The sequence below is a fragment of the Castellaniella caeni NBRC 101664 genome, from assembly GCF_001592225.1.
Taxonomy (GTDB): Bacteria; Pseudomonadota; Gammaproteobacteria; order Burkholderiales; family Burkholderiaceae_B; genus Castellaniella; species Castellaniella caeni.
This window is the reverse complement of sequence record NZ_BCWN01000004.1, coordinates 73,025-96,686: the sequence shown is the minus strand read 5'-3', so window position 1 is coordinate 96,686 and position 23,662 is coordinate 73,025. Positions and strand designations below refer to the sequence as shown.

Here is a 23,662-nt window from a genome sequence, read left to right as displayed (position 1 = left end):
GAGAGCATCATGAGATTTCGCCATACCACGGTTGCGCTGGCCATCGCCTGCGCCCTGGGCAGCCAGGCCGCCTGGGCCGGCATGGCCGAGGCACAGAAATGGATTGACACCGAGTTCCAGCCATCCACCCTGAACAAAGACCAGCAAAAAGCCGAGATGCAGTGGTTCGTCGATGCCGCCGCCAAGCTCAAGGCCAAGGGCGTGAACCAGATTTCCGTGGTGTCCGAGACCCTGACGACGCACGAGTACGAATCCAAGGTACTGGCCAAGGCCTTTGAAGAGATCACCGGCATCAAGGTGAACCACGACATCATCCAGGAAGGCGATGTCGTCGAAAAATTGCAGACCTCCATGTTGTCGGGCAAATCGATCTACGACGGCTGGGTTTCCGATTCCGACCTCATCGGCATGCATTACCGCTACGGCGAGGTGCTGTCACTCACCGACTACATGAAGGGCGCGGGCAAGGAATACACCAACCCGGGGCTCGACCTCAAAGATTTCATCGGCACCTCGTTCACCACGGCGCCCGACGGGCAGATGTATCAGCTGCCCGACCAGCAGTTCGCCAACCTGTACTGGTTCCGTCAAGATCTGTTCAACCGCCCCGACCTGAAAGAAAAATTCAAGGCCAAGTACGGCTACGAACTGGGCGTGCCCGTCACCTGGACGGCCTATGAAGACATTGCCAAGTTCTTCAGCGAAGACGTGAAGACCATCGATGGCAAGCCCATCTACGGCCACATGGATTACGGCAAGAAAGACCCCTCGCTGGGCTGGCGCTTCACCGACGCCTGGCTGTCGATGGCGGGCGAGGCCGACAAGGGCACGCCCAACGGCATGCCGGTGGATGAATGGGGCATCCGGGTGGCCGACGACAAATGCACGCCGGTGGGCGCCTCGGTGGCGCGCGGCGGGGCCACCAACTCGCCCGCCGCCGTCTATGCGCTGACCAAGTACATCGACTGGCTGAAGAAGTACGCGCCGCCCGTGGCGCAGGGCATGACCTTCACCGAAGCTGGCCCGGTGCCCGCCCAGGGGGAAATCGCCCAGCAGATCTTCTGGTACACCGCTTTTACCGCCGACATGATCAAGAAGGGCCTGCCGGTGGTCAACGAGGACGGCACGCCCAAGTGGCGCATGGCGCCCGCGCCGCACGGCCCGTACTGGAAGGACGGCATGCAAAATGGCTACCAGGACGTGGGCTCGTGGACGTTCTTCAAGAACCACGATCCCAACAAGGTGGCGGCGGCCTGGCTCTACGCCCAGTTCGTCACGGCCAAGACCACCTCGCTCAAGAAGTCGATCGTGGGGCTTACTTTCATCCGCGACAGCGACATCCACAGCGATTATTTCACCCAGAACGCCAGCAAGTACGGTGGCCTGATCGAGTTCTACCGCAGCCCGGCGCGCGTGGCCTGGACGCCCACCGGTACCAACGTGCCCGACTACCCCAAGCTGGCCCAGCTGTGGTGGCGCAACATCTCGCAGGCCATTGCCGGCGAGAAAACCCCGCAGCAGGCGATGGACAACCTGGCCACCGACATGGACAAGGTCATGGCCCGCCTCGAACGCGCGGGCATGAAACGCTGCGCGCCCAAGCTCAACCCCAAGAGCGACCCCGCCAAGTGGCTGAGCAGCGAGCATGCGCCCTGGAAAAAGCTGGCCAATGAAAATCCCAAGCCGGAAACGGTGTCCTACGACTCTCTCTTGCAGGCCTGGAAGGAAGGCCGCGTCCGTTGATCTGTTGATGGTATGAATACGATGTCCCAAACCGCCGCTGCCTCTCCCGCTCGCACCGATCGGGCTCAATTGCTGCACGCCCTCGAGGCTTTGCCCGAGCTTGACCTGATCGTGATCGGTGGGGGGGCCAGCGGCCTGGGCGTCGCCCTGGATGCCCGGCTGCGGGGCCTGTCGGTTCTGCTGCTGGAATCCCACGATTTCGCCGGCGGCACCTCGTCGCGCGCCACCAAGCTGGTGCACGGCGGCGTGCGCTATCTCGCGCAGGGCAACATCGGCCTGGTGCGCGAGGCGCTGCACGAGCGCCGCGCCTTGCTGGGCAATGCGCCGCACCTGGCCCAGCCGCTGGCCTTCATCATGCCGGCCTACCGGCCCTGGGAACTCCCCTTCTACGGCATGGGGCTCAAGATGTACGACGCCCTGGCCGGTTCGGCCAGCCTGGGGCGCACCGAATGGCTGGGACGCGCGGCCACGGCCCGCCAGCTGCCTGGCGTCAACCCCGGCCACCTCTATGGGGGCGTGAAATACTGGGACGGCCAGTTCGACGATGCGCGCCTCGCCCTGGCGCTGGCGCGCACCGCCGCGGCGCAAGGGGCGTTGGTGCTCAACTACTGCCCCGTGATCGACATCCTGCACGAGGGCGGGCGGGTCTGCGGCGTGCGCTGGGAAGACGCGCTGGCGCCGGACGGCGCGCCGCGCCAGGGCACGGTGCGCGCGCGCTGTGTCGTCAACGCCACGGGGGTCTGGGTCGATCGGGTGCGCCAGATGGACGACGCGGCGCGCGGGCAGGGCAGCTCGGCCATGGTGGCCCCCAGCCAGGGGGTGCACCTGGTGGTCGAGCGCGCTTTTCTGCCGTCGCAAAACGCCTTGCTGGTGCCCCATACGCGGGACGGCCGAGTGCTCTTTGCCGTGCCCTGGCTGGGGCACGTCATCCTCGGAACCACCGATACGCCGCGCCCGGATGCCGTGCGCGAGCCGCGGGCGCTGCCCGAAGAGGCGGCCTTCATCCTCAACGAGTCGGCCCGTGTCCTGTCCCGGGCACCGAAGGCCAGCGACGTACGCAGCGTCTGGGTGGGCCTGCGGCCCCTGGTACGGCCCGACGACAGCGCGGGCGGCAATACCAAGGCCATCAGCCGCGAGCACACCGTGCGCATCAGCCCCTCGGGTCTGGTGACCGTCACGGGTGGCAAATGGACAACCTACCGGGCGATGGCGGAAGACGTCCTGCAGCACTGCGTGCGGGCAGGGCAGCTGGGCCCCTTGCCAAGCTGCCGCACGGCCCGCTTTCCGCTGGTGGGCGCGGCGCCCGGGGCGGCGCCCGTCAGCCTGGCCGCCTTGCCCGGCCCGCATACCTATGGCAGCGAGGCGGGCCTGCTGCAGGCGCTGCCGGGGGCCGATGTCGAGCTCGGGCTGGGGCTGACCGAAGCGATGGTGCGCTTCGCCGCCCGTCACGAGTATGCCCGCTGCGTCGAGGATGTGTTGGCCCGGCGCCACAGGATGCTGTTTCTCGACGCGGGCCTGGCCGCTACAATCGCGCCCCGGGTAGCTCGCATCCTGTTCGAGGAATTGGGGGTCGATGGTCAGTTGGATGCCTTTTTGAGCCTGGCCGCGCAATATGGTCGCGTTCCAGCCTGAAAGCCATCGTCTCGATGTCAGGTTTTATTCACCATTGTTAATATTTGAAATAAACATATTTTCGCTAAACCGCTAAGTAGCTAGGATGACGTGCCTAATTCAGGCTATACTCTGCCCTGTTCATGTCAAATGTGCATGGAAATGTATATTTGATGTCCGAATCTGATCATTCGAACAAACAGAATCGTAACAACACGTCTACCTTGTTGTGTGTCGGCTGGCCTGCTTGTCACCCGATTCCGTTCCTGAGCCCCCAGAACCGTCACCGTGAGCGAAGAGATATCATGTCCAGTCTTGATTCTGCGTTGTTGAATGACATCCGCGAAGTCAATTTGTCTTACCTGATGTTGGCGCAGCGCCTGCTGCGCGAGAATCTGGCCGCCGGCATGTTCCGGCTGGGCTTCAGCGCCGATGTCGCCGAAATCATCCTCAACCTGTCGCCTGCCCAGATCGTCAAGCTCGCCAGCTCCAATTCGGTGCTGTGCGCCTTCAGGCTCAACGACGCACAGCTGCTCAACGCCCTCACGCACGAAGTGCTGGGCGGGGTGCTGCAGCAGGCCCATTCCACCATCCTGATGGCGCGCCAAGAAACGGTCACGGCCTAGGGCAATGAGCAGTAAAAGCGTCTCGCGCGAGGCCGACGACATCCTTCTGGCCACCGACATGGTGCGCCTCGGGGCCCGTCTCCAGGTGCTGCAGGCCGAAACCTCGCTCAGCTACGATCGGCTGGCCCGCCTGTACCGGGAAGTCAAGGGCGCCTCGCCCCCCAAGGGCATGCTGCCGTTCTCGGTCGATTGGTTCATGACCTGGCTGCCCAACATCCACTCCAGCCTGTTCTACAACATCTACCGCTACCTCGATGCCTTCACGCCGGCCAAGAAGTCGCATGCACTGGTCGAGGCCTACCGCCTGTATCTGGAACAGTCCGCCGCCGGTCTGCAGCCTGGCGAACCCGCCGGCGAGCCGGTGCTCAGCTTCACGCAGGCCTGGATGCTGGTGCGCTTCTTTGAAAGCGGCCTGGTACAGCTGTCGTGCTGTCAGCAGTGCCACGGGCAGTTCGTCGCGCATGCGCACGATCCCGAAACCGGCTTCGTCTGCGCCATCTGCAAGCCTCCGCCCCGGGCCGGCAAGACGCGCTCACGGCGCAAGACCAGCGCTCGCGCAAGTGTTTGATTACAGTCAGATACGGGATTTACGTACAAAAAGTCCTGTTGAACCATGCTTTTGAAAGCCTGAAAACGGGCGAACATTGACATCATTCTGACTATCGAGGCGTGCGCACGTGTTTATCATTCTGGGATACCTCATCGTCGCGGTGGCGGTGGCCGTCAGCTTTCTGGCTGGCGGCGGGCACATGGGGGCGTTGTACCAGCCGTTCGAATTCCTGCTCATCGGCGGGTGCGCGATCGGCGCCTATGTCGGCGGCAGCAATGGCGCGTCCATCAAGCTGCTGATCGAAGCCTTTCCCAAGGCGATCAAGCGCAATCCCTATGGCAAGTCTTTGTACATGGACTTGCTCGCCCTGCTCTACACCTTGCTCAACAAGGCGCGCCGCGACGGCCTGATGTCGGTCGAGGGCGATATCGAAGAACCCCAGTCCAGCGCCATTTTTGCGCAGTATCCGCAGATCCTCAAAGATGCCAAGCTCATGGAATTCCTCACGGACTACCTGCGCATCATGATCAGCGGCAACATGAACCCGTTTGAAATCGAAACCCTGATGGATCAGGAAATCGAAGCCCTGCACAGCGAACACAACACGCCCATCAATGCGGTGCGGGCGGTGGCCGACGGCCTGCCGGCCTTCGGTATCGTGGCCGCCGTGCTGGGGGTGGTGCACGCGCTGTCGGCCGTCGATCAGCCGCCCGCCGTGCTGGCCGACCTCATCGCCAAGGCCATGGTCGGCACCTTCCTGGGTATTTTGCTGTCCTACGGCTTTGCCGCGCCGTTTGCCGCCGCCGTCGAACGCCAGTCGGTGGCCGCCGTCAAGGTGCTTGAATGCATCAAGGTCACGCTGCTGGCCAGCATGAACGGCTACCCGCCGCCGTTGGCCGTCGAATTTGGCCGCAAGATTCTGTTCTCCGCCTCGCGCCCCTCGTTCTCCGAGCTGGATGCGCACGTGCGGCAGAGCAAGAGCCAGGCGGCCAAATAAGGAGGGGCAGCCATGGCCAACCAGGAACACGGTCGAGTCGTCGTCCGCCGCAAGCGTGCCTACGGCGAAGGCCACCATGGCGGCAGCTGGAAGATCGCTTACGCCGACTTCATGACGGCCATGATGTCGTTTTTTCTGGTGATGTGGCTGTTGCTGCTGGTGCCCAAGAACGAACTCCAGGGCATCGCCGACTACTTTCGCATGCCGCTCATCACGGCCATCACGGGTGGCCAGAGCCCGGGCACCAGCACCTCGGTCATCCCCGGCGGCCAGCCCAGCCCCATCCCCAACAAGAATCCGCCGCCCGCGAACACGTCGGCGGATTCCGACCAGCTGGACATGCAAGACCTGGAAAGCCTGGAAAACCTCAAGAGCCAGCTGGAAAACCTCATCGAGCACAACCCGGTGCTCAAGCAGTTTCGGCCGCAGCTGTTGCTCGACATGACGCCCGACGGCCTGCGCATCCAGATTCTCGACCAGCAGAACCGGCCCATGTTCGCCACCGGCAGTGCCCGGGTACAGCCCTACATGCGCGACATCCTGCGCGAGCTGGCGCGGCCCATCAGCCAGCTGCCCAACGCCATCACGATTTCCGGCCACACCGACGCCATGCAGTACGCTTCGGGCGACCGCAGCTACAGCAACTGGGAACTCTCCGCCGATCGGGCCAATTCGGCGCGTCGCGAGCTGGTGGCGGGCGGGCTGGTCGAAAACAAGATCAAGCGCATCCTGGGGCTGGGCGATACGGTCAACCTCATCAAGGATGACCCCAAGGCCGCGGTAAATCGCCGCATCAGCATCCTGGTGCTCAACCGCCGCGCCGAGCAGCGCATCGATGCCCAAAACGAGGCGGGCACCGAGGGCGTGCAGATCCAGCGGCGGCTCGAAGAACTGAGCCATCCCACGCCGCCGTCCCCGAACGGGGCGGTCACGCCGCCGACGGATGGGGCGCCCGACGACGGGGCGGCAGCGCCCGCCGCGGCGCAGCCGGGGGCCGGTACGTCGGCACCGGCGGGCAGCGTACCGCCCGCAGGTGCCGTGACGCCCACGGGGGCCGCCCCCGGGGCGGCTGCGCCAGGCCCCGCTACCGCCGTCACAGGCGGTGCCGCAGCCACGGGCGCCGCCCCGTCCGCGGCAGCCACCGCCACGACGGGCGCCGCGCCCGCCAAGATTTCTTCTTCGCCGGCCAGCGCTGAGCAGCCTGCGGCCAATCAACCATCGGGTGCTTTGCCAGCAGCGGCTGGCCGGGCGCCTGGCAACAAACCTGGGTGAGGTAGATCATGAGTGCAGGTGTGGACCTGAGCGAGTTCTACGATACGTTCTTTGACGAAGCCGATGAGTTGCTCGCCAATATGGAGCAACTGCTCCTGGGCCTTGATCTGAGCAATCCGGATTCGGACGACCTGAACGGCATTTTCCGTGCGGCGCACTCCATCAAGGGGGGGGCGGGGACGTTTGGCTGCTTTGAAGAGCTGGCCAAGACCACCCACCTGCTGGAAAACCTTCTCGACCTGATCCGCCACGGAGAGCTGGCGCTGCGTCAGGACATGATTGACTTATTTTTGGAAACCAAGGACGTGTTGACCGACCAAGTGGCCGCGTACCGCGGCTCTGAGAAGCCCGACCAGCAGGTTTACGAACGCATCTGCGCCCAGTTGCGCCAGCTGGCGCTGGAACACCAGCAAGGGGTGGCTGCCCCGGCCGCATCTGCTCCGGCCGCAGCGCCAGCGGCGCCTGCCGCCAGCGCGGCGCCCGCCGCGGCCAGCGCCCCCGCGGGCGATCTGCCCGTGCACGTGCGCGTCAACAACATCCAGGACAAGGACGTCGAGCCGCTGAGCACCGAAATGGGCCTGATGGGCGAAATCCTGCACAAAGAACACGCCGACGGTCACTTGTCGCTGTGGCTGCGCACGAACACGCCGGCCTCCGACCTCGAAGCGGTGTGCTGCTTCATCGTCAACGCCGATCAGGTGACCATCACGCACGAGGCCCTGCCCGGGGCCGCCGCCCCGGCCCAGGCCGCGCCCGCTGCCCAGGCTGCCCCCGCGGCACCCGCCGTGGCCCAGCCCGCCGCAGCGCCCGAGCAGCCGACCGCCGCGCCCAGCCAGCCCGAACCGCACGCCGAAGCCACCGCCCCGACCAGCGCCGACCATCCCGACCCCAGCCACAAGGCCAAGAAGGAAAGCGGCACGATCCGCGTGGGGGTGGAAAAAGTCGATCAGATCATCAATCTGGTGGGCGAGCTGGTCATCACGCAGGCCATGCTCATGCAGGCCTCGCAGTCGCTCGACCCGGTCTTGCACGACCGGCTGCTCAGCGGCATCGAGCAACTCGAACGCAATGCCCGCGACCTGCAGGAATCCGTCATGTCCATCCGCATGATGCCGATGGATTATGTCTTCAGCCGCTTCCCGCGCGTGGTGCGCGAGAACGCGCACAAGCTGGGCAAACAGATCAAGCTGGTCACCAAGGGCCAGGCGACCGAACTCGACAAGAGCCTGATCGAACGCATCATCGATCCGCTCACGCACCTGGTGCGCAACAGCCTGGATCATGGCATCGAGACCCCCGACGTGCGCGTGGCCCAGGGTAAAAGCCCCGAAGGCACGCTCACCCTGTCGGCCCAGCAGTACGGCGGGCAGATCATCATCGAAGTGGTGGACGACGGTGGCGGGCTGAACCGCGAGCGCATCCTCAAGAAGGCGATCTCCCAGGGCTTCCCGGTGTCCGAGGCCACGCCCGACGACGAACTCTGGCAGCTCATTTTCGCGCCGGGCTTTTCCACCGCCGAGAAGGTCACCGACATCTCGGGGCGCGGCGTGGGCATGGACGTCGTGCGGCGCAACATCCAGAACATGGGCGGGCACGTGCAGCTGTCTTCGCGCAAGGGCGAGGGCACCACGACGCGCATCGTGCTGCCGCTCACCCTGGCCATTCTCGACGGCATGTCGGTCAAGGTGGGTGAAGAAACCTTCATCCTGCCCCTGTCGCACGTCACCGAATCGATGCAGGCCACGCCCGAGCAGATTCACCGCATTTCCGAGACCGAACAGATGCTGCACGTGCGCGGCGAGTACCTGCCGGTGGTGGCCTTGCACGAAGTCTTTGGCGTGCGGGACGCCGAGGCCGACCTCACCAAGGCCATTGCGGTCATCCTGCAGGCCGAAGACCAGCGTTTTGCCTTGATGGTCGATCACCTCATCGGCCAGCACCAGGTGGTGGTGAAGAACCTTGAAACCAATTACCGCAAGGTGCCCGGCATTTCGGCGGCCACCATCCTGGGCGACGGCAGCGTGGCCCTCATCGTGGACGTCTTCGCGCTGCGGCGCACGGCGTCGATGCATACAATGGCGGCCTGATTGGCGCTCTGACCATTCAACCAACCAGTTCCCGGAGTCATTATGAATCTGACCGAAGTCAAGAGCGACCAGGCTGAAACCCAGGGCAAAGAGTTCCTCATCTTCACGCTGGCCAGCCAGGAATACGGCATCGACATCCTCAAGGTGCAGGAAATCCGCGGGTATGACAGTCAGTCCGTCACGCGCATCGCCAACGTCCCGGATTTCATCAAGGGCGTCACCAATCTGCGCGGCGTGATCGTGCCGATCGTCGATCTGCGCATGAAATTCAACATGGAAAACGTCGAGTACACGGCGCAGACCGTCGTCGTCATCCTCAACCTGCAGTCGCGGGTCGTGGGGGTGGTGGTCGATGGCGTGTCCGACGTGCTCATTCTGCAGTCTTCGCAGATCAGCTCGGCGCCCCAGTTCGGCTCGGCCTTTTCCACCGAACACCTGACCGGCATCGGCACGGTGGGCGACCGCATGCTGATCCTGGTCGATATCGAAAAACTCATGACCAGCGAGGAAATGGCGCTGGTCGAAACCGCCGTTGCCTGAGCGTGAAGCCTGGCTTGATCCCGATGCTTCCCGCTGCGGCCCGTCTCCAATCTCGCAGACACTCCTTTATGCCCACGAGGTTTTAAATTCATGCAGTTCGGTCAAAAATCGCTGCTTGGCGCGTTGAAAGTACGCACCAGCCTGGTGCTGGTGCTGGTGTTTTTCTTTGTGATGCTGATTTCCGGCGCGCTGCTGGGCGTGCTCTCGCTCAAGCTGAACAACGATGCGCTCAAGCGCATCGCCCATAACGAAGAGGCTGTATCGTTGCTGGACGATGCCGTCAATCAGTACCAGGATGTACAGATTCTGATGGGGCGGGCGCTTGCCAGCATCGTCATCAACAGCGATCTCATGAACAACGCCATTTCCGCCGACTGGAACGCGGGTGGCGAGCCGGATGCCGCCGACGCCTTGAGCAGCGATACGCGTCAGCTGATCGGTCAGGCCCAGGCCAGTCTCGAACAGACGCACCAGGCCATGGAAACCTTCGCCACGGCGGCACAAACTTATCTGTCCGCCGACAGTGGCGCCGATCAGGTACTGGCCGCCTATGCCGATCTGGTGCGCGAGGCTTTGCCCCCGGTGCTGGCGCAGCTGAAAGAGGGCCACATCGACCAGTTCCACCGCCTGCAAAAAGAACGCATCGAGCCCGCCGAGCAGAAACTCGACCAGGCTTACCGCAGCCTCAAGCAGCATCAGCACGCCCTGGCCAATACCGAGATCGCAGCGGAAAACACCCATCTGGAATGGGTCGTGGTCATCGTCCTTGTCTCCATGGTGGTGGCCCTGCTGTTTGCCATTGCCGCCTACGTTTTCCTGCAACGCGTCGTGCTGCGGCCCTTGCGCCGCGCGGGTGAACACTTCGACCGCATTGCGGCGGGCGACCTCACCGCCGTCATCGAGGCGCCTTCGCGTAACGAGATCGGGGTGCTGTACCTGGCCATGCAGCGCATGCAGGAAGGCCTGGTGCGCATGGTGGCCCAGGTGCGCGGCGGCGTGGGCGAAATCCACCTGGGTTCGCGCGAAATCTTCGCGGGCAACACCGACCTCAGCAGCCGCACCGAGCAGCAGGCCGCCTCGCTGCAGCAGACCGCCGCCAGCATGGAACAGCTTGCCAGCACGGTGCGCCAGAACTCGGACAACGCCGAGCAGGCCGACCACCTGGCCAAGAACGCCGCCCAGGTGGCCGAGCGCGGCGGGCAGGCGGTGTCCAGCGTGGCCGAGACCATGACGGGCATCACCAGCAGCTCGGGCAAGATGGCCGAGATCGTCGGTGTCATCGACGGCATTGCCTTCCAGACCAACATCCTGGCGCTGAACGCCGCCGTCGAGGCCGCCCGCGCGGGCGAGCAGGGCAAGGGCTTTGCCGTGGTGGCGGGCGAAGTGCGTTCGCTGGCCCAGCGCAGTGCCCAGGCCGCCAAAGAGATCAAGGGCCTCATCGACGATTCGGTCGTGCGTATCAAGGAAGGCTCGGGCCGGGTGGAAGACGCCGGGCGCATCATGGGCGAAATCGTCCAGTCGGTGCAGGGTGTCACCGCCATCATGAACGAAATCTCGTCGGCCTCGCGCGAGCAGGCCGAGGGCATCAGCCAGATCAACGTCGCCATCACCGACATGGATCGCGTCGTGCAGCAGAACGCGGCGCTGGTACAAGAGGCCGCGAGCGCGGCGGGCTCCCTGCAGGATCAGGCCGAGCAGCTCAATGCCGCAGTGTCGGTCTTCCAGGTGCGCGAAGGCGGGCCTGTCATCGACGTGCACGGCGGCCAGCTGGGGTACGACCCCGCGGTTGCGCCCAGGCCCCTGAGCCTCGGGCAGGCCTGAGGCATCGAGTCACCCATGATCCATGATGGCGCTTCTGTCTCGTACTTTTCGCAACCGGCCTTGCCCAAGGCCGATGCGCAGGACCTGACGCGCGTCGCCGACATCCTGCACAGGCGCGCCGGCATCGTGCTGGGCGATCACAAGCGCGACATGGCTGCTCGCACGCTGGGGCTGCGCGCGCACCACTCGGGCCTGGGCTCGGTGCGCGCCTATCTCGATCACCTCGAACACAATCCCCTGGTCGATGAGTGGGATCGCTTCATCAGCGCTTTCACCATCAACCACACGGCCTTCTTTCGCGAGCAGCACCACTTTCACATCCTGGCCGAGTTCGTCAAGACGCGGCGCAAGCCGATTTCGGTCTGGTGCTGTGCCTCGTCCACCGGCGAGGAACCCTACACCCTGGCCATGACGCTGCACGACGCCTGTGGCCAGTCGGACGCCGGGCTGTCGGTGCTGGCCACCGACATCGACGTGCAGGTGCTGGCCCAGGCGCGCAAGGGCGTCTATACGCTCGACCGCATCAAGCCGATTCCGCCCGAACTTTTACGCCGCTACTTTCTGCGCGGCACCGGGCGGCAGTCGGGCATGGCGATGGTCAAGCCGGTGATCCGCAACATGGTCACCTTCGAAGAAGTGAACCTGGTGGCGCCCAGCTGGCCCATCAACCAGAAGTTCGACGCCATCTTCTGCCGCAATACCATGATTTATTTCGACAAGCCCACCCAGACCCGGATTCTGGAGCGCTTTGTCCCGCTCTTGAAACCCGGCGGCCTGATGTTCGCGGGCCACTCCGAAAACTTTACCTACCTGACCAAGGCCTTGAAACTTCAAGGGCAGACGGTCTATACCGTCGCCTGATGGGGGCCGGGACGTATCACTATGGTTGAAAGCAAGAAAATCCGTGTGTTGTGCGTGGACGATTCGGCGCTGGTGCGCAGCCTGATGACGGAGATCATCAATGGCCAGCCCGACCTCGAAGTCGTCGCCACCGCGCCCGATCCCCTGATCGCGCGCGAGCTCATCAAGCAGCACAATCCCGACGTGCTGACGCTGGACGTCGAAATGCCCCGCATGGACGGGCTCGACTTCCTCGAGCGCCTGATGCGCTTGCGCCCCATGCCGGTGGTCATGGTGTCCTCGCTCACCGATCGTAATTCCGAGGTCACGCTCAAGGCGCTCGAACTGGGGGCCGTCGATTTCGTCACCAAGCCCAAGCTGGGGCTGCGCGACGGCCTGATGGAATACAGCGACATGATCGCCGACAAGATCCGCGCGGCGGCCCATGCGCGCCTGCGTCCGCGCCCGGCGCATGCGGGCGACGGCCCCGTGCGCCCACGCCTGGCCGGCACCTTCTCCACCACCGAGAAGCTCATCATGATCGGTTCATCCACCGGCGGCACCGAGGCCATCCGCCACGTGCTCGAACCCTTGCCAGCCAACAGTCCGGCCATTATGATCACGCAGCACATGCCGGCGGGTTTCACCAAGTCGTTCGTGCAGCGCCTCGACGGCCTGTGCGCCGTGCAGGTCCACGAGGCCGAAGACGGCCAGCGCGTGCTGCCGGGCCACGTCTACCTGGCCCCCGGCGGGGTGGCGCACATGAAGCTCGCCCGCTCCGGGGCCAATTACGTCGTCAAGCTCGAATACTCCGATCCCGTCAACCGGCATCGGCCTTCGGTGGATGTGCTGTTCCATTCCGCAGCCCTGGTGGCGGGCAAGAACGCGGTGGGCGTCATTCTCACGGGCATGGGCAAGGACGGCGCCCAGGGGCTGCTGGCCATGCGCCAGGCGGGCGCGCGCACGTTTGCCCAGGACGAGGCCAGCTGCGTGGTGTTCGGCATGCCGCGCGAGGCCTTGCTCATCGGTGCCGCCGAAGAGGCCGTGCCCCTGGACGAGATCAGCGAACGTATCTTGAAAAGTGCCGGTGCCTACGGGCATCGTGTCTGAACATTGGCAGTCGAAGCAATCAACGCCATCTGCCTGAATTATTCACTGGAGAGTGATCCGTGGTTCAAAAAACCTTGAAAATCCTGGTCGTCGACGACTTCCCCACGATGCGTCGGATCATCAAGAACCTGCTCAAAGACCTGGGCTACGAAAACGTGGATGAGGCCGAAGACGGCGCCATCGGCCTGGAAAAGCTGCGCAACGGCGGTTTCGAGTTCGTCGTGTCCGACTGGAACATGCCGAACATGGATGGCCTGACCATGCTGCAGAACATCCGCGCCGACCCGAACCTGGCCAACCTGCCGGTGCTGATGGTCACCGCCGAGGCCAAGAAAGAGAACATCATCGCGGCGGCCCAGGCGGGTGCCAGCGGCTATGTGGTCAAACCGTTCACGGCGGCCACGCTCGAAGAAAAACTGAACAAAATCTTCGAAAAATTGTAAGGGGCACGTCATGGCTGAAGATCAGGCAGCGGGCGGGCAGGGCGACTTCCAGGCGCCTTCCGTCGATTTGATCCATCGGATCGCGCAGCTGACGCGCACCCTGCGCGAGAGCATGCGTGAACTGGGCCTTGATCAGGCGATCAAGGACGCGGCGCACGCCATCCCGGATGCGCGCGACCGCCTGCACTACGTGGCGCAGATGACCGAGCAGGCGGCCAACCGCGTGCTCAATGCCGCCGAGCAGGTGCAACCCTGGCAAGAGTCGATGCAAAGCGATGCCAAGGCGCTGGATGCGCGCTGGCAGGATTGGTTCGACCATCCCGTCGAGCTCGACCACGCGCGCGCGCTGGTCGATGACACGCGCGCCTTCCTGAAGACGGTGCCGGAAAAGACCCAGGCGTCGCAGAACAATCTCATGGACATCATCATGGCTCAGGATTTTCAGGATCTGACCGGCCAGGTCATCATGAAGATGCTGGGCGTCATCGGCGCCATCGAGACCGAGCTCGTCCAGGTGCTCATCGACAACGCACCGACCGAAAAGCGCGAAGAGACCCAGACCCTGCTCAATGGCCCGGTGGTCAATGCCGAAGGCAAGAACGACGTCGTCACCAATCAAGACCAGGTCGATGACCTGCTGGCCAGCCTGGGCTTCTGAGTAAGCCCGGATATCCGCCCCGATGGCTGAGGACAGCGATCTCGAAAAAACCGAACCCGCCTCGCCGCGGCGCCTGGAAAAGGCGCGCGAAGAGGGGCAGGTGGCGCGTTCGCGCGAGCTGGGCACGCTGCTTGCCCTGCTCAGCGGCATCGGCGCCCTGTGGTTTGGCGGAGATGGCATCTTCCGCACGCTCGAAGGCGTCTTGCACAGCGGTCTGTGGTTCGACCCGCGCATCGTGCGCGACACCGACGTCATGCTCAACGTGGCCGGCTCGTCGGCCTGGCAGGCGCTGCTCATCGTGCTGCCCATCATGGGCCTGCTGCTGGTCGTGGGGATTTTCTCCTCGGTCGCCCTGGGCGGGTTTCTGCTGTCGCCCAAGGCGCTCGAGCCCAAGTTCGAGCGCCTCAACCCCCTGAAGGGCCTGAAGCGCTTCGTCGAGATGTCCACGCTCATCGAGCTCGTCAAAACGCTGGGCAAGGCCGTGCTGGTGGGCGTGGTGGCGGTGAAGGTCATTTCGGCCTACCGCGACGACATGCTGGCCTTGTCGCAGATGGCGCCCACCGAGGCGCTCGTCCGGGGGCTCAACCTGGTGGCGATGTGCTGCATGCTGATCGCCGCGTCGCTCGTCGTGATCGTGCTCATCGACGTGCCCTGGCAGCTCTTCAACCACGCCAAGCAGCTGCGCATGTCGCGCGAGGACGTCAAGCAGGAGCACAAGGAAAGCGAGGGCGACCCGCACGTCAAGGGCCGCATCCGCTCGCAGCAGCGCGCCATGGCGCGCAGTCGCATGATGTCCGCCGTGCCCAAGGCCGACGTGGTGGTCACCAACCCCACGCACTATGCCGTGGCCCTGCGCTACCAAGAGGGGCAGAAGGGCGCCCCGGTGGTGGTTGCCAAGGGGGCCGGGCTGATCGCGGCCCAAATTCGCCAGCTGGCCGCCGAGCACGCGGTGGCCCTGCTCGAGGCTCCGCCGCTGGCGCGCGCGCTGTATCATCACGTCGAGCTTGATCAGGAAATCCCCGCGGCCCTGTACGCCGCCGTGGCCGAAGTGCTGGCCTGGGTCTATCAAGTGCGTCATTGGCAGCAGGGCTCGGGTACACTGCCGCACGCGCCAGGCGCCTTGCCGGTGCCGCCCGAGCTCGATCCGCAACAGGGTCGCCCGCCGACCCCCGTACCCGTCTCATGAACAGTTTCCTGGATTTCCTCAAGACCCAAGGCTTTGGGCACGCCCGCCTGCTGGCCGGCCCGGTGCTGATTCTCATGGTGCTCGCCATGATGATTCTGCCGCTGCCGCCGTTCATCCTCGACCTGCTGTTCACCTTCAACATCTCGCTGTCGGTGATGATTCTGCTGGTGGCGATGTTCACCCGCAAGCCGCTGGACTTCGCCGCCTTTCCGTCCGTGCTGCTGTTTGCCACCTTGCTGCGCCTGTCGCTCAACGTGGCGTCCACGCGCGTCGTGCTGCTCAACGGCCACAAGGGGCCCGCCGCCGCCGGGCAGGTGATCGAGGCCTTCGGCCATTTTCTGGTGGGCGGCAACTTTGCCGTCGGTATCGTGGTGTTCATCATCCTGGTGATCATCAACTTCATCGTCATCACCAAGGGCGCGGGGCGCATTGCCGAAGTGGGCGCGCGCTTCACCCTGGACGCCATGCCGGGCAAGCAGATGGCCATCGACGCCGACCTCAACGCCGGGCTCATCGGCGAAGACGAGGCGCGCAAGCGCCGCGCCGAGGTCGCGCAAGAGGCCGAGTTCTATGGCTCGATGGACGGCGCCAGCAAGTTCGTGCGCGGCGACGCCGTGGCGGGCCTGCTCATCATGGTCATCAACATCATCGGCGGCCTCATCGTCGGCGTGGTTCAGCACGATATGTCGCTGGGCGACGCGGGCAACGTCTATACGCTGCTCACCATCGGCGACGGCCTGGTGGCACAGATTCCGGCCCTGGTGATTTCCACGGCGGCGGGCGTCGTGGTCTCGCGCGTGGCCACCGACCAGGACGTGGGCCAGCAGATGCTGGGGCAGCTGTTCAGCAACCCCAACGTGCTGTTCATCACGGCGGGCATCCTCACGCTGATGGGCCTGATTCCCAACATGCCGCACGTGGCCTTCCTGCTGCTGGCGGCCCTCATCGGCGGCAGCGGCTGGGCCATCTACAAGCGCCAGGAAAAAGAACGCCAGACCGCCGCGGCGCAGCCCGATTCCGAGCAGACGGCGGCCGTGGCGGCGGCTGCGGAAGCCAGCTGGGACGATGTCTCGCCGGTCGATCCCCTGGGGCTCGAAGTGGGCTACCGGCTCATCTCCCTGGTCGATCACCAGCAAAGCGGCGAACTGTTGCACCGCATCCGCAGCCTGCGCAAGAAATTCGCCGGCGAAATGGGCTTTCTGCCGCCCGTGGTGCACATCCGTGACAACCTCGAAATCAAGCCCACCGATTACCGCATTCTGCTGTTCGGCGTCGAGATCGGCAAAGGGGTGGCGCAGCTGGGACAGTGGCTGGCCATCGACCCGGGCGGCGTGACGGCGCCGCTGGCGGGCACGCCCACCAAAGATCCGGCCTTCGGCCTGCCCGCTGTCTGGATCGATGCCTCTTTGCGCGAGCAGGCGCAGATCAACGGCTACACCGTGGTTGATACGGCCACGGTGGTGGCCACGCACCTCAATCACCTGATGCACCGCCATGGCGCCAAGCTGCTGGGCCGCCAGGAGACACAGCAGCTGCTCGACCACATGGCACGCGAGGTGCCCAAGCTCGTCGAAGACCTGGTGCCCAAGACCATCCCCTTGCCGCAGCTGCAAAACCTGCTGCGCAGCTTGCTGGACGAGGACGTGCCCATCCGCGACATGCGCACCATCCTCGAAACCGTCACCGAACACGCGCCGCGCCTGGCGGCGCTCAACCCGGCGGGCACCGGACCCAATCTCGACGAGCTGCTGGCGCAGGTGCGCGTGGCACTGGGGCGGGCCATCATCCAGCACTGGTTCGCGGGCGAAGAAGAATTGCGCGTCATCGGGCTGGACGCGCGCCTGGAGCGTGTGCTGCTGCAGGCCATGGGCACCAACGGCGCGCTCGAGCCGGGGCTGGCCGACAATCTGCTCAGTGAAACCCAGCGCCTGACGCAAGAACAGGAAGACCGCGGCGACGCCCCGGTGCTGGTGGTGCCGCCCGCGCTGCGCGCCTCGCTGTCACGCTTCCTGCGCCACCATCTGCCGCACATGGCAGTCCTTTCCAGTGCCGAGATCCCTGAAGAGCGTATGATCCGCATCACGGCAGTCATCGGTGGGAGTCCCGCGTGAACATCAGTCGCTTCTTTGGTGCCACCAACCGCGAGGCCATGCGTCAGGTGCGCCTGGCCCTGGGGTCGGAAGCGCTCATCATTTCCAACAAACGCGTCAATGGCGGGGTGGAAATCCTCGCCACGGACGCCACGTCCTTGCCCGAGGCGGCCCAGCCGACGGATGACGCCGCCGACGTCGGCGCGGTCTACACCCCCAGCGCGCCCAGTGCCGCCGGTTTGCCGCCGTACCGCCAGTCCGCCGCCGCGGCGGGCTATGCCGCCAGCCAGAACGCCGCCGCGCCGACCCGCCCGGTGACGCCTTCCGCGATGCCGGCGGGCGCACCCGCCGCGCCCACCCAGGCGCCGGCCAGCCCGGCTGCCGCCGAACTGGCCGGTGCGCTCGACGAACTCAAGGGCTCGCTCGAAAGCCGCATGGACGAGCTGCTGTGGGGCAACCAGCTGCGCCGTTCGCCCCAGGCCATCACCCTGTTTCAGGGCCTGCTGCGCTTTGGCTTCAGTACCACCTTGCTGCGCGCCATGCTCAAGACCCTGCCCGAACTTGCCGGGTCGCGCGCGGCCATCCAGTGGGCGCGCGGCGAACTCATCCGCCACCTGCCAGTGCTGGCCTCCGAGGCCGACCTCTGGCAGCCGGGCCTGGCGCTGGCCCTGGTGGGTCCCACCGGCGTGGGCAAGACCACCACGATCGCCAAGCTGGCCGCGCGTTGCGTGCGCCGCAACGGCCCCGACAGCCTGGTGCTGCTGACGACCGACACCTACCGGATCGGCGCGCACGAGCAGCTGAAAATCTATGGCCAGATGCTGCGCGTGCCAGTGCACGTCGTACAAGACGTGCACGAACTGCGCCGCGTCTTGCAAACGGTGCGCCCCGACCAGACGGTGCTCATCGACAATGTGGGCATCAGCCAGCGCGACCGCTACGTGGCCGACCAGGCCGCCTTGCTGGCGGGTGCCGGGCGCCGGGTCGAGCGCCTGCTGGCCCTCAACGCTTCCAGCCATGGCGACACCCTGGACGAAGTGGCGCGCTCTTACGTGCGCGACGGCGGCACGCCGCTGCGCGGCTGCATCATCACCAAGATCGACGAAGCCTCGTGCCTGGGCGGTGCGCTCGATACCGCCATCCGCTACCGCTTGCCCATCCACTACGTCTCCAACGGGCAGAAGGTGCCCGAGAACTTGCTGTTTCTCACCGCCGCCGAGCTGGTCGATCGGGCGCTGGTGCCGCTGCAGTCGGTGCGCACGCAGTTCGCGCCCACCGAGGCCGATCTGGCGGCCCTGATGTCCATCACCCAGCCCGAAGAAAGCGCCGAGGCCGTGGCCGAGCGCCGCCGCCAGCAGGTCTTGCTGCCGCAGCTGCTCACGCAGTCGGCGCGCGGTGATTCCCTGGGGCTGGATCAGCTGCGCGCGGCGGTGGCCCTGCTGGATGAAGATTCGATCCTGGCCGAGGGCTACGACCTCTGGCACAGCCGCGCGGCGGGCCAGCTGCCCGCCGCCGTGGGCGCCATCGACCACCTGCGCCGGGTGGCCCGCATGGGCCTGGCCGAGGGCGAAGCCGCCCTGGTCGTCCACGATCGCCAGCTGCTGTCCTGGCAGGGGCGCCGTGGCGCCTGGTGCGCCGCCGCCTGCTTTGGCGGCGATGCCCGCCCGCTGGCGGCCACCGCGCAGCAGGCCGGCCTGGCCGATGGCTGGTATGCCGTTCAAGGGGCGCAGTCGGTGGCGCCATCGGCGCTCGACGTGCTGCATCAGCAGATCGCGCTGGAATCCGAGGGGCTCGACAGCGCCCCCTGCCATGTTTTCGAGGGCGGCAGCCAGGCCTTGCTGCGCGCGCTCAGCGCCGAGGGGCGCGTCTGGCTGTCGGCCATCAGCGCGCGCGCCCGCATTTACCAGGACGGCGAGGCCTGCGTGGCGTCGGCCGCTGCGCAGCGTCTGGCCTATCAGCCGCTGGATGGCGGCCTGTTTGCCAGCTTGCGGGCTCCGGCCGGGCTGGATGGCGCGCAGTTGGCTTGGTGGGCCGGGCAAGCCCCGGCCGAGCTGCATCTGCGCGGTGAAACAGCCTTGCCGGTGCGCCTCTTTTGCCTGCGGGCGGTCGATCCCCTGGATGGGCGCGTCGTGCGGGTATGGCATGCCTTGCAGGGGATGGCGGGCGCGCTGGCGCCCGGGCCGCTTGCCATGGCGCTGGTCTTGCGCCAGGAATGCCACGCCGCCTGGCGTCTGGCTACCCCCTGGCTGGCCGACGCACAGGGCCGTGAGCCTTTGCTCGACCGCGCCGTGCTGGCCGCGCAGCTGGGGCTGGCCGCCTGGCGCCTGGTGCAGGCCCCGGTGCTGGCGCCCGCCGCGCACGCGGTGGCCCGCATGCTGGGCAGCGAGACGCTGACGGCGCGTCAGTCGCCCGCGGGCTTGCTGAAACTGTACGCGCTCAAAGAGCTGCTGGCAGTCTAAGCGCGGCGCGCGCGGACGACGCGCCCGCCACGCCTGTCGTCACGCAGGCGTTGCCGATCCTGGTGTTGCCAGGTTACGTTGCTGATTCTTATTTGGACAGGCGCCCGCGGGCGTCGTATAGATCCTTGCCCATGAGCGTGCGCAGGGTGTCGAGCGCCTGCTGGTTGTGTTCGACGAACGACTGCAGAATCTGCCCGTTGGCGCGGTTCAGTGTGCTGGCGTGTTCGGCGCGTTCGAACAAAGTGTCGAAGGCGGGGCGCAGATCGGGATGCACGGCGCAGACGGCGTCGATGCCCGCGTGGTCGTCGTTTTGCTCGAGGGCGGCCATGGCCGCGGCCCGCGCCTGATCGAGTTCGCCCAGGCGGCGGGCGTATTCGTTCTTGCGCGCGGTCAGTGTGCCGAGCGCCTCGTTGGAGGGCGTTTCAAGCAGCATGGCCCCTTCGGCCTCAAGTGCCTGGATGAACTCGTCGAGCAGTTCGGACTGTTCGTCCACGCAGCGCAGCAGGGCGTCGATGTGGCTCATGGCGGGGCTCCTGTGTCATGGATGCCAGCGCGCCTGCCTGAAAATGACGAAGCCGCCTGGCCTGTTTATTTTAGCAATTCGCGCACGCTGGCCAGCAGGCTGTCAGCGATCTTGCCGGTATCGATTTGCAGTTCGCCGGAAGCGAGGGCGTCGCGAATCTGCTGCACGCGCGCGGCGCGCACGTCGGCGTCGCTGCTGTTGAGCGCGGCCAGCTGCCGGGCGGCCGGGCTGAGATCGACGTCCGCGCGGGCGCTGCCCGCCGGGCTGGCGCCGGACGAGGCCGGACTGTCGGTGCGCGTGTTGCCGGAGACCCCGTTGAGCAGGGGGTTCGACGATGTGGAATTGACTTTCAAGGTCGTCTCCGGTTGAGTGGACAGGGTTCAGTTGGTGCCCTTCTTGTTACGGCAGCCATGCGGAAACCTTTAGCCCGCCCTACATCATAACTTGAACCGTGTTGGCATCGATCACCGTGCCGGTGATGATTTGCCCGCTGGAGGTGCGCACCTGGATACGCGTGCCCGGGTTGCCGGATTCCAGCGCCTGGCCCTCGCCGGTGGCGACGAAGCCCGCGCCTCGGGCGATGGTGCGCACCGCCTGACCTCGCTCGATGGAGTTGGGGTCGCGCAGGGCGCTGGCTTCGATGGGGCCCCCCGCGCGCAGACGGCGGGTGGCGACCCAGCCCAGCAAGCGCGCCGGGTCGCTGATCACGCGGCGCAGGCGCAGCAGGTCGCCTTCGCGCGTGTCGAGGTCGTTTTGCGTGATGGTGCTGCCCCGGTCGATCATGTGGCTGGCGACGTAGTAGGGGCCGACGATGCGCACGCTGGTCTGGACGTAGAGCGTCCAGGGGTGCGGCGCGAGGCAGCGCACGCCCACCGGTGTGCGTGACTGCAGCCCGCCCGACCCGGCGAGAAAGGCTTCCAGCTGGGTGCAGGGCGCCTGGTTGACCAGCCGCGGGGGATCGACGGCCACGGTGACCGAGCCAGGGTAGGCGGCAGCCCGTTCGCGGATGAGGGCCTCGACCTCGGCGACGACCGAGGCGGCGTCTTGCACCGGCGCGGCTGCCGGGCTTGCCTGGGTGGCTTGGGCGTGGCTGACGGGGGCTGCAATGGCCAGTGCCGCTGCTGCCAGGGCCGCGGCCGTGGGGGCTGCAAGCCCTGACGCGTGGGCCCGCCGCGACATGTCCCGGCGCTGGGTGTCGGTGGATGAGCAAGGGCCTGGCTGGCCCGCAGGGCGGCGCGATCTCGGCATGTGCTTATTGTAGAGGAAGGCCCGGAAGCAGGAAGGCTTCAAGCGGGGGCGGGCGCAGGTGCGTGCCGGGCCGCAGCGGCCCGGGGGTGCCTGACAAGGCCGGGGTGTTACAGACAATCCCTGAATAGCCCTTCAAACCCTGCTTTGTTTGCCACTTTATGAGTGGCTGTAACGCCTTACGATGCCACTGTACGCAAATACCGCGAATGGTCAGGGATCATTTGGTGCCCGGTATGCACGTGCCCGACTCTCTTGAATGCACGACAGCCATGATCGACCGAATCAGCAAGGACTTCGACTTCCAACAGCAAGCCCTGGCTCTGCGTCAGCAGCGGCAAGAAATCCTGGCGAGCAACATCGCCAATGCCGATACGCCCAATTACAAGGCGCGCGACATCGATTTCAACGCCACCTTGCGCGAGGCCCTGGGCGAGGGCGGCTTGCCGCGCCTGCCCGACACCGCCCTCACGCTCACGTCCGCGCGGCACATCCCGGCGCGGGCGCACACCACCGGCCCGGCGCAAGAATTGTATCGGGTGCCCACGCAACCCAGTCTGGACGGCAATACGGTCGAGATGAACGTCGAACGCGTGCAGTTTGCCGACAACACGGCCAAGTACCAGACCGACTTGTCCGTGCTCAATACGCAGATCAAGCAGCTGATCGCTGCCATGCAGCAGTAAGCCCGGTTTCCAGGAAAGCGACCCCTATGTCCACTTTCAGCATTTTTCAGATCGCCGGTTCCGCCATGGCGGCCCAGTCGCAGCGCATGAACGTCTCGGCCAGCAACATGGCCAACGCCGACAGCGCGGTGGGCCCCGATGGTCAGCCCTACAAGGCGCGCCAGGTGGTGTTCCAGATGACGCCATCGGCGCAGTCCGACGCCGTGGGCGGCGTGCGCGTGGCCTCGGTGCTCGAAAGCAATGCGCCCCCCCGCCTGAAGTACGAGCCGGGCAACCCCCTGGCCGACGCGCGTGGCTATGTCACCCTGCCCAACGTGGACGTGGTGGCCGAAACCGTCAATATGATTTCCGCCTCGCGCTCGTATCAGGCCAACGTCGAAGTCATCAACACGGCCAAGACCCTCATGGCCAAGACACTCACCCTGGGCCAATAAGGAATCCACATGACCACCGTCAACGATGTCTATGGCTCCAGCGCCGCCGGTACGCTGGCCAACGCGCAGAGCAACTCGCTCATGGGCGATACACAAGACCGTTTTCTCACCCTGCTGGTGACGCAACTGCAAAACCAGGACCCCCTCAACCCGATGGACAATGCCGAGGTCACCTCGCAGATTGCCCAGTTGTCGACAGTGCAGGGCATCCAGCAGTTGAACAACACGCTGCTGGCCTTGTCCGGCCAGATGGACATGTCGCAATCGTTGCAGGCGGCCAACCTGATCGGCAAGGACATCCTCTATCCGGGCGACAAGATTTCCCTGGGCACGGATGCCGAAACCGGGGCCAAGGTGGCCACGCCTTTCGGCATCGACCTGATGTCCGGCGCAGCCAAGGTGAAGGTGTCCATTCTCGATTCCACCGGTAAAGCCGTGCGCGAGATCGATCTCGACGCGACGGATGCGGGTGTCTACCCCCTGAACTGGGACGGTCTGGATGCCGCCGGTGCGCCGGTGCCCGATGGCGCCTACACCGTCCAGGTGGCGGCCTCCGATGACAAGGGCCAGGCGGTGTCCGCCGACGCACTCACGGCGGGCCACGTCAACAGCATCGCCTACACCACGGAAGGCCTCAAGCTCAACCTGGCCCTGGGCGACAAGATTTCCCTGCTGGACATCCGGCAGGTGATGTAGTGTCTTCGGGCGCGCCGCCACACGGCGACGCACCTGTTCCGTCTT

Annotated in this window: 21 protein-coding genes and 1 pseudogene; 19 read left to right on the top strand and 3 right to left on the bottom strand. The window is 65.5% G+C overall.

Going from position 1 to position 23,662, the window contains the following annotated elements:
- The first annotated feature begins 9 nt into the window (after window positions 1-9).
- The 16 genes and pseudogenes from CCA01S_RS03840 (at window position 10) to flhF (ending at window position 20,033) form a co-directional block, all read left to right on the top strand.
- A complete protein-coding gene (locus tag CCA01S_RS03840; protein WP_066454342.1) occupies window positions 10-1,743 on the top strand; it encodes an ABC transporter substrate-binding protein in 1,734 nt (577 codons plus the stop codon).
- 12 nt (window positions 1,744-1,755) lie between these two features.
- The gene (locus tag CCA01S_RS03835) at window positions 1,756-3,375 is read left to right on the top strand and encodes a glycerol-3-phosphate dehydrogenase/oxidase (RefSeq protein ID WP_066454340.1); all 1,620 of its coding nucleotides are present in this window, start codon (window positions 1,756-1,758) and stop codon (window positions 3,373-3,375) included.
- A gap of 284 nt (window positions 3,376-3,659) precedes the next feature.
- Window positions 3,660-3,980 carry a flagellar transcriptional regulator FlhD gene (flhD, locus tag CCA01S_RS03830; RefSeq protein ID WP_066454338.1) on the top strand — a complete coding sequence of 107 codons (321 nt, stop codon included), beginning with the start codon at window positions 3,660-3,662 and terminating at the stop codon, window positions 3,978-3,980.
- A gap of 4 nt (window positions 3,981-3,984) precedes the next feature.
- On the top strand, window positions 3,985-4,548 hold the full coding sequence (flhC, locus tag CCA01S_RS03825) for a flagellar transcriptional regulator FlhC (protein ID WP_066454335.1): 564 nt from the start codon (window positions 3,985-3,987) through the stop codon (window positions 4,546-4,548).
- A gap of 109 nt (window positions 4,549-4,657) precedes the next feature.
- Entirely contained in the window at window positions 4,658-5,527 is an 870-nt protein-coding gene (motA, locus tag CCA01S_RS03820) for a flagellar motor stator protein MotA (protein ID WP_066454333.1), read from the top strand.
- 12 nt (window positions 5,528-5,539) lie between these two features.
- Window positions 5,540-6,388 (top strand): annotated as a pseudogene (motB, locus tag CCA01S_RS03815) (flagellar motor protein MotB); the annotation flags it as partial.
- Window positions 6,389-6,807: 419 nt separating this feature from the next.
- A complete protein-coding gene (cheA, locus tag CCA01S_RS03810; RefSeq protein ID WP_066454331.1) occupies window positions 6,808-8,886 on the top strand; it encodes a chemotaxis protein CheA in 2,079 nt (692 codons plus the stop codon).
- 42 nt (window positions 8,887-8,928) lie between these two features.
- Window positions 8,929-9,426: a chemotaxis protein CheW gene (locus CCA01S_RS03805; protein WP_066454329.1), complete on the top strand. Its 498-nt coding sequence runs from the start codon at window positions 8,929-8,931 to the stop codon at window positions 9,424-9,426.
- A gap of 90 nt (window positions 9,427-9,516) precedes the next feature.
- On the top strand, window positions 9,517-11,247 hold the full coding sequence (locus CCA01S_RS16190; protein WP_084386446.1) for a methyl-accepting chemotaxis protein: 1,731 nt from the start codon (window positions 9,517-9,519) through the stop codon (window positions 11,245-11,247).
- 15 nt (window positions 11,248-11,262) lie between these two features.
- Window positions 11,263-12,108 carry a CheR family methyltransferase gene (locus CCA01S_RS03795; protein WP_066454327.1) on the top strand — a complete coding sequence of 282 codons (846 nt, stop codon included), beginning with the start codon at window positions 11,263-11,265 and terminating at the stop codon, window positions 12,106-12,108.
- Window positions 12,109-12,129: 21 nt separating this feature from the next.
- Window positions 12,130-13,197 (top strand): protein-glutamate methylesterase/protein-glutamine glutaminase, encoded by a 1,068-nt coding sequence (locus tag CCA01S_RS03790; RefSeq protein WP_066454325.1) that lies wholly within the window; start codon window positions 12,130-12,132, stop codon window positions 13,195-13,197.
- A gap of 59 nt (window positions 13,198-13,256) precedes the next feature.
- A complete protein-coding gene (gene cheY, locus CCA01S_RS03785) occupies window positions 13,257-13,640 on the top strand; it encodes a chemotaxis response regulator CheY (protein ID WP_066454320.1) in 384 nt (127 codons plus the stop codon).
- A 10-nt stretch (window positions 13,641-13,650) separates the two neighbouring features.
- On the top strand, window positions 13,651-14,298 hold the full coding sequence (cheZ, locus tag CCA01S_RS03780) for a protein phosphatase CheZ (RefSeq protein ID WP_066454319.1): 648 nt from the start codon (window positions 13,651-13,653) through the stop codon (window positions 14,296-14,298).
- A gap of 22 nt (window positions 14,299-14,320) precedes the next feature.
- Complete coding sequence (gene flhB, locus CCA01S_RS03775) at window positions 14,321-15,484, top strand: flagellar biosynthesis protein FlhB (RefSeq protein WP_066454318.1); 1,164 nt, start codon at window positions 14,321-14,323, stop codon at window positions 15,482-15,484.
- Window positions 15,481-17,595, top strand: coding sequence for a flagellar biosynthesis protein FlhA (gene flhA, locus CCA01S_RS03770; RefSeq protein ID WP_066454315.1), 2,115 nt, complete (start codon window positions 15,481-15,483; stop codon window positions 17,593-17,595). The genes flhB and flhA overlap by 4 nt, the downstream gene beginning before the upstream one ends.
- Window positions 17,592-20,033 (top strand): flagellar biosynthesis GTPase FlhF, encoded by a 2,442-nt coding sequence (gene flhF / locus CCA01S_RS03765; protein WP_066454312.1) that lies wholly within the window; start codon window positions 17,592-17,594, stop codon window positions 20,031-20,033. Before flhA ends, flhF begins: the two co-directional genes overlap by 4 nt.
- 88 nt (window positions 20,034-20,121) lie before the next feature.
- Here the strand turns inward: flhF and CCA01S_RS03760 are convergent, their stop codons facing one another.
- The 3 genes from CCA01S_RS03760 to flgA all read right to left on the bottom strand — a co-directional run bounded on the left by CCA01S_RS03760 (window position 20,122) and on the right by flgA (window position 21,804).
- Entirely contained in the window at window positions 20,122-20,556 is a 435-nt protein-coding gene (locus CCA01S_RS03760; protein WP_066454309.1) for a flagella synthesis protein FlgN, read from the bottom strand.
- A 65-nt stretch (window positions 20,557-20,621) separates the two neighbouring features.
- Window positions 20,622-20,909: a flagellar biosynthesis anti-sigma factor FlgM gene (gene flgM, locus CCA01S_RS03755; RefSeq protein WP_066454306.1), complete on the bottom strand. Its 288-nt coding sequence runs from the start codon at window positions 20,907-20,909 to the stop codon at window positions 20,622-20,624.
- Window positions 20,910-20,988: 79 nt separating this feature from the next.
- Window positions 20,989-21,804 carry a flagellar basal body P-ring formation chaperone FlgA gene (gene flgA / locus CCA01S_RS03750; protein WP_103035926.1) on the bottom strand — a complete coding sequence of 272 codons (816 nt, stop codon included), beginning with the start codon at window positions 21,802-21,804 and terminating at the stop codon, window positions 20,989-20,991.
- A 269-nt stretch (window positions 21,805-22,073) separates the two neighbouring features.
- On the opposite strand from flgA, the gene flgB reads away from it, so the two are divergent.
- Genes flgB through CCA01S_RS03735 form a run of 3 tightly spaced genes read left to right on the top strand, consistent with a single transcriptional unit; the run spans window position 22,074 to window position 23,617 of the window.
- Window positions 22,074-22,487 carry a flagellar basal body rod protein FlgB gene (gene flgB, locus CCA01S_RS03745; protein ID WP_066454304.1) on the top strand — a complete coding sequence of 138 codons (414 nt, stop codon included), beginning with the start codon at window positions 22,074-22,076 and terminating at the stop codon, window positions 22,485-22,487.
- A 26-nt stretch (window positions 22,488-22,513) separates the two neighbouring features.
- A complete protein-coding gene (gene flgC, locus CCA01S_RS03740) occupies window positions 22,514-22,921 on the top strand; it encodes a flagellar basal body rod protein FlgC (protein WP_066454302.1) in 408 nt (135 codons plus the stop codon).
- A 9-nt stretch (window positions 22,922-22,930) separates the two neighbouring features.
- On the top strand, window positions 22,931-23,617 hold the full coding sequence (locus CCA01S_RS03735) for a flagellar hook capping FlgD N-terminal domain-containing protein (protein WP_066454299.1): 687 nt from the start codon (window positions 22,931-22,933) through the stop codon (window positions 23,615-23,617).
- Window positions 23,618-23,662 lie beyond the last annotated feature (45 nt).

What these genes read in the sequence shown, in the direction of transcription:
- CCA01S_RS03840 (WP_066454342.1), top strand. Translation starts at nt 10, where the DNA reads ATGAGATTTCGCCATACCACGGTTGCGCTGGCCATCGCCTGCGCCCTG.
- CCA01S_RS03835 (WP_066454340.1), top strand. Translation starts at nt 1,756, where the DNA reads ATGAATACGATGTCCCAAACCGCCGCTGCCTCTCCCGCTCGCACCGAT.
- flhD (WP_066454338.1), top strand. Translation starts at nt 3,660, where the DNA reads ATGTCCAGTCTTGATTCTGCGTTGTTGAATGACATCCGCGAAGTCAAT.
- flhC (WP_066454335.1), top strand. Translation starts at nt 3,985, where the DNA reads ATGAGCAGTAAAAGCGTCTCGCGCGAGGCCGACGACATCCTTCTGGCC.
- cheA (WP_066454331.1), top strand. Translation starts at nt 6,808, where the DNA reads ATGAGTGCAGGTGTGGACCTGAGCGAGTTCTACGATACGTTCTTTGAC.
- CCA01S_RS03805 (WP_066454329.1), top strand. Translation starts at nt 8,929, where the DNA reads ATGAATCTGACCGAAGTCAAGAGCGACCAGGCTGAAACCCAGGGCAAA.
- CCA01S_RS16190 (WP_084386446.1), top strand. Translation starts at nt 9,517, where the DNA reads ATGCAGTTCGGTCAAAAATCGCTGCTTGGCGCGTTGAAAGTACGCACC.
- CCA01S_RS03795 (WP_066454327.1), top strand. Translation starts at nt 11,263, where the DNA reads ATGATCCATGATGGCGCTTCTGTCTCGTACTTTTCGCAACCGGCCTTG.
- CCA01S_RS03790 (WP_066454325.1), top strand. Translation starts at nt 12,130, where the DNA reads ATGGTTGAAAGCAAGAAAATCCGTGTGTTGTGCGTGGACGATTCGGCG.
- cheZ (WP_066454319.1), top strand. Translation starts at nt 13,651, where the DNA reads ATGGCTGAAGATCAGGCAGCGGGCGGGCAGGGCGACTTCCAGGCGCCT.
- flhB (WP_066454318.1), top strand. Translation starts at nt 14,321, where the DNA reads ATGGCTGAGGACAGCGATCTCGAAAAAACCGAACCCGCCTCGCCGCGG.
- flhA (WP_066454315.1), top strand. Translation starts at nt 15,481, where the DNA reads ATGAACAGTTTCCTGGATTTCCTCAAGACCCAAGGCTTTGGGCACGCC.
- CCA01S_RS03760 (WP_066454309.1), bottom strand. Translation starts at nt 20,556, where the DNA reads ATGAGCCACATCGACGCCCTGCTGCGCTGCGTGGACGAACAGTCCGAA.
- flgA (WP_103035926.1), bottom strand. Translation starts at nt 21,804, where the DNA reads ATGCCGAGATCGCGCCGCCCTGCGGGCCAGCCAGGCCCTTGCTCATCC.
- flgB (WP_066454304.1), top strand. Translation starts at nt 22,074, where the DNA reads ATGATCGACCGAATCAGCAAGGACTTCGACTTCCAACAGCAAGCCCTG.
- flgC (WP_066454302.1), top strand. Translation starts at nt 22,514, where the DNA reads ATGTCCACTTTCAGCATTTTTCAGATCGCCGGTTCCGCCATGGCGGCC.
- CCA01S_RS03735 (WP_066454299.1), top strand. Translation starts at nt 22,931, where the DNA reads ATGACCACCGTCAACGATGTCTATGGCTCCAGCGCCGCCGGTACGCTG.